This window comes from Streptomyces plumbidurans (assembly GCF_019857225.1).
Taxonomy (GTDB): domain Bacteria; phylum Actinomycetota; class Actinomycetes; order Streptomycetales; family Streptomycetaceae; genus Streptomyces; species Streptomyces plumbidurans.
In genome coordinates this window covers 1-4777 of record NZ_JAFJSY010000152.1, presented here as the reverse complement: position 1 = coordinate 4777, position 4777 = coordinate 1, and the positions used below count along the sequence as shown (strand labels likewise).

The 4777-nt window shown below is 70.5% G+C and carries 3 protein-coding genes; all 3 read right to left on the bottom strand.

Annotation, left to right across the window (positions count from 1 at the left end; all coding sequences use genetic code 11):
- The coding region (gene aceE, locus JYK17_RS40025; RefSeq protein WP_222812308.1) for a pyruvate dehydrogenase (acetyl-transferring), homodimeric type at nucleotides 1-2583 on the bottom strand (2583 nt) is incomplete at its 3' end.
- A 284-nt stretch (nucleotides 2584-2867) separates the two neighbouring features.
- The gene (locus JYK17_RS40020) at nucleotides 2868-3491 is read right to left on the bottom strand and encodes a GntR family transcriptional regulator (RefSeq protein WP_108016042.1); all 624 of its coding nucleotides are present in this window, start codon (nucleotides 3489-3491) and stop codon (nucleotides 2868-2870) included.
- Nucleotides 3492-3722: 231 nt separating this feature from the next.
- On the bottom strand, nucleotides 3723-4777 hold a 1055-nt coding region (sucB, locus tag JYK17_RS40015), incomplete at its 5' end, for a 2-oxoglutarate dehydrogenase, E2 component, dihydrolipoamide succinyltransferase (RefSeq protein ID WP_222812307.1).

Sequence of the window (4777 nt, the reverse complement as noted above, 5' to 3'; positions counted from 1 at the left end):
GCGGGTGTCGGAGAGGCCGAAGCCGTCGGCGCCGAGCGAGGACCAGTCCTGCTCGACCCACTGGGCGATCTGGTCCGGCACCTGCCGCATGTAGTCGGAGACCGCGAGCACCGGCCCCTCGGCGCCGTGCAGCGCCTGCCGGACGTACGGCACCCGCTCCTCGCCCCGCAGCAGCGCGGCATCCGCCTCCATCGCGTCGCGGCGCAGTTCGGTCCAGCTGGTCGCCGACCAGACGTCCGCGGCCACGCCCCACTCCTCGGCGAGCAGCTTCTGCGCCTGGAGGGTCCAGTGGATGGCCGTACCGGAGCCGAGCAGCTGGATCCGCGGGGCGTTCGCGACCGGGGAGAGGCCCGCCGACTCAGCGGTGTTGAAGCGGTACAGGCCCTTGACGATGCCCTCGTCGACGCCGGGCGCGGACGGCTTCGCCGGCTGCGGCATCGGCTCGTTGTAGACGGTGAGGTAGTAGAAGACGTTCGGGTCCTCGCCCGGCGCCGCCTCGCCGTACATACGGCGCAGACCGTCCTTGACGATCACCGCGATCTCGTAGGCGAACGCGGGGTCGTACGACAGCGCCGCCGGGTTGGTCGCGGCGATCACCGGCGAGTGGCCGTCGGCGTGCTGCAGACCCTCACCGGTCAGCGTCGTCCGGCCCGCGGTGGCGCCCACCAGGAAGCCGCGGCCGAGCTGGTCGCCGAGCTGCCACATCTGGTCGGCCGTGCGCTGCCAGCCGAACATCGAGTAGAAGATGTAGAACGGGATCATCGCCTCGCCGTGCGTCGCGTACGCGGTGGACGCGGCGATGAAGTCGGCCATCGAACCGGCCTCGGTGATCCCCTCGTTGAGGATCTGGCCGTTCTTGGCCTCCTTGTAGTACATGAGCTGGTCGCGGTCGACCGGCTCGTACGTCTGGCCCTTGGGGGAGTAGATCCCGAGCGAGGGGAAGAGGCTCTCCATGCCGAAGGTGCGCGCCTCGTCGGGGACGATCGGCACCCAGCGCCTGCCGGTCTCCTTGTCCCGGACCAGGTCCTTGACCAGGCGGACGAAGGCCATCGTGGTCGCCACGTTCTGCGAGCCGGAGCCCTTGTCGAAGGCGGCGAAGGCCTTGTCCGCGGGGGCGGGCAGCGGGGCGAGCGCGTGCGTGCGGCGGGCCGGAGCCGGGCCGCCGAGGGCCGCGCGGCGCTCCTGGAGGTAGCGGACCTCGGGGGAGTCGGCGCCCGGGTGGCCGTAGGGGACCACGCCGTCCACGAAGTCGCTGTCCTTGATGGGCAGTTCGAGGCGGTCACGCATCGCCTTGAACTCGTCCACCGTCAGCTTCTTCATCTGGTGGTTGGCGTTCTTCGACGCGAAGCCCTCGCCGAGGGTGTGGCCCTTGACCGTCTGGGCCAGGATCACGGTCGGCGCGCCCTTGAACTCGACGGCGGCCTTGTAGGCGGCGTAGACCTTGCGCGCCTCGTGGCCACCGCGGGAGAGGTGGAAGCACTCGAGGATCTTGTCGTCGCTCAGCAGCTTCGCCATCTCGGCGAGCGCCGGGTCCTTGCCGAAGAAGTCCTCGCGGATGTAGGCCGCGTCACGCGTCTGGTACGTCTGCACCTGGGCGTCAGGTACCTCGCGCAGCCGGCGTACCAGCGCGCCCGTGGTGTCCAGCTGGAACAGCTCGTCCCAGGCCGTGCCCCACAGGGTCTTGATCACGTTCCAGCCGGCGCCGCGGAACTGGGCCTCCAGCTCCTGCACGATCTTGAAGTTCGCGCGGACCGGGCCGTCGAGGCGCTGCAGGTTGCAGTTGATGACGAAGGTCAGGTTGTCCAGGCCCTCGCGGGAGGCGAGCGCGAGGGCGGCCGTCGACTCCGGCTCGTCCATCTCGCCGTCGCCGAGGAACGCCCACACGTGCGAGGACGACACGTCCTTGACGCCGCGGGCGGTGAGGTAGCGGTTGAAGCGCGCCTGGTAGATCGCGGAGAGCGGGCCGAGGCCCATGCTCACCGTCGGGAACTCCCACAGCCAGGGCAGGCGCCGCGGGTGCGGGTACGACGGCAGGCCGCCGCCGCCCGCCTCCTGGCGGAAGTTGTCGAGGTGCGCCTCGGTGAGGCGGCCGTCGAGGAAGGCGCGGGCGTAGATGCCGGGGGAGGCGTGGCCCTGGATGTAGAGCTGGTCGCCGGAGCCGGGCGATTCCTGGGATTCCTTGCCGTGGAAGAAGTGGTTGAAGCCCGTTTCATAGAGCCAGGCCGCGGAGGCGAAGGTGGCGATGTGGCCGCCTACGCCGTGCTTGGCGCCCCGGGTCACCATCGCGGCCGCGTTCCAGCGGTTCCACGCGGTGATCCGGCGCTCCATCTCCTCGTCACCGGGCACGCTCGGCTCGGCGGCGGTCGGGATGGTGTTGACGTAGTCGGTCTCGAGGAGCTTGGGCAGCGCGATGCCGTTGCCCTCCGCCCGCTCCAGCGTGCGCCGCATCAGGTACGCGGCACGGTGCGGGCCCGCCGCCTTGGCGACCGCGTCCAGGGAGGCCTGCCATTCGGCGGTCTCCTCGGGGTCCCGGTCCGGGAGCTGGTCGAGCTCGCTCGGCTGGATGGCGTGGGGGTCGGTCATGTCGCCGCCTTCCTCAGTCGAAGGGGGTTCCCTCATCGGTAAGGGTTCGGGGGTGCCCTGGATCTTTGGCAGGACAGGGCTCGGGCCTCGGTGCTGTGACACCATGCGGCTTTCGCCGCTCGGCCCGTTGGCGACAATAACTCCCTGATCGATGATCGATCAAAGGGTTCAGGGGTAAAACTTCTCGATTACGGGAAAGTCGGCATGCGGTGCCTTTCGGGGTGGCACGCGGTGCCGCGTTTTCGAAAGGTTTCCGCAGGTGAGCGTAGAAATGCTCGACTGTGTCAGGCCCGCGGAGCGCAGCCCAGAACGTGGGCCTTCACCAGCTCCGCGATCCTCGGGTCCCTCCTGCGGAACGCCTGCACCAGCTCCTCGTGCTCCTCCGCGTACGACTGCTGAACGGTCCCCAGCCAGCGGATGGACAGTGCCGTGAAGACTTCGATGCCCAGGCCCTCCCAGGTGTGCAGCAGCACGGAGTTGCCCGCGGCCCGCACCAGTTCGCGGTGGAAGGCGACCGTGTGCCGTACCTGGCCGGTGCCGTCGGCGGCGCGGTCGGCCGCGTAGAGGGCGTTGACGTGCGGCTCCAGGGTCGAGCAGTCCTCGGCGAGGCGCTCGGCCGCCAGCTCCGCCGCGATCGCCTCCAGACCGGCCCGCACCGGGTAGCTCTCCTCCAGGTCGGCAGCGGTCAGATTGCGCACCCGTACGCCCTTGTTGGGCGCCGACTCGATCAGCCGCAGCGACTCCAGCTCGCGCAGCGCCTCGCGCACCGGCGTCTGGCTGACCTCCAGCTCGGTGGCGATCCGACGCTCCACGATCCGCTCGCCCGGCTTCCAGCGCCCGCTGACGATCCCTTCCACGATGTGCTCGCGGATCTGTTCGCGCAGCGAGTGGATGACGGGCGCGGTCATGGGGGCTCCTTAAGAAGGGGCCGCCCATCGGCCCCGGGGGCGTTTGACGTTTAGACAATACGGCCGTGAGCGCTTTCCGGAGGGGCGCACGGGGGCGCTTTCGTGCAGGTGAGACGAGACTTACACGCCGGGGTGCACGACAACGCCCCCGCCCGGAAACCCGGACGGGGGCGTCTGCCTCACCTGCTGGAGCCCTGCGGGCCGACCCTGCGGGCCGACCCTGCGGGAGCCCTACAGGCCGAGCTCGACCTCGAACTCTCCGGCCTCCAGGATCGCCTTGACCGCGGTCAGGTAACGGGCCGCGTCGGCGCCGTCCACCAGACGGTGGTCGTAGGAGAGGGTCAGGTAGGTCATGTCGCGGACGCCGATGACCGTGCCCTCCTCGGTCTCGATGACCGCCGGGCGCTTGACCGTGGCACCGATGCCGAGGATCGCGACCTGGCCCGGCGGCACGATGATCGTGTCGAAGAGCGCGCCGCGCGAACCGGTGTTGGAGATGGTGAAGGTCGCGCCGGACAGCTCGTCCGGGGTGATCTTGTTGGCGCGGACCTTGCCCGCCAGCTCCGCCGTGGCCTTCGCGATGCCCGCGATGTTGAGGTCGCCGGCGTGCTTGATGACCGGGGTCATCAGGCCCTTCTCGGAGTCCACCGCGATACCGACGCTCTCGGTGTCGAAGTAGGTGATCGTGCCCTCGGCCTCGTTGATCCGGGCGTTGATGACCGGGTGGGCCTTCAGCGCCTGGGCCGCCGCCTTCACGAAGAACGGCATCGGGGAGAGCTTGACGCCCTCGCGCGCGGCGAAGGAGTCCTTGGCCTGGGCGCGCAGGCGCATCAGGCGGGTGACGTCGACCTCGACGACCGAGGACAGCTGCGCCTGCTCGTGCAGCGCCTTGACCATGTTGTCGCCGATGACCTTGCGGATGCGCGGCATCTTGACGGTCTGGCCGCGCAGCGGAGAAACCTCCAGCGTCGGCGCCTTCTTGCCGGCAGGGCCCCCGGCAGTCACAGCGGCGCGGGCCGGAGCGGCGGCAGCGGCCTTTGCGGCCTCGGCGGCGGCGATGACGTCCTGCTTGCGGATACGGCCGCCGACGCCGGTGCCCTTGACGCCGGCCAGGTCGACACCGTTCTCGGCGGCGAGCTTGCGCACCAGCGGGGTGACGTAGGCGCCCTCGTCGGTGGCACCCGCGGCCGGGGCCGGGGTGACCGCGGCGGGAGCCGGGGCCGGAGCGGCCGGGGCCGGGTCGGGAGCCGGGGTCGTCACCTGCTGCGGGGCCGGGGCCGACGGGG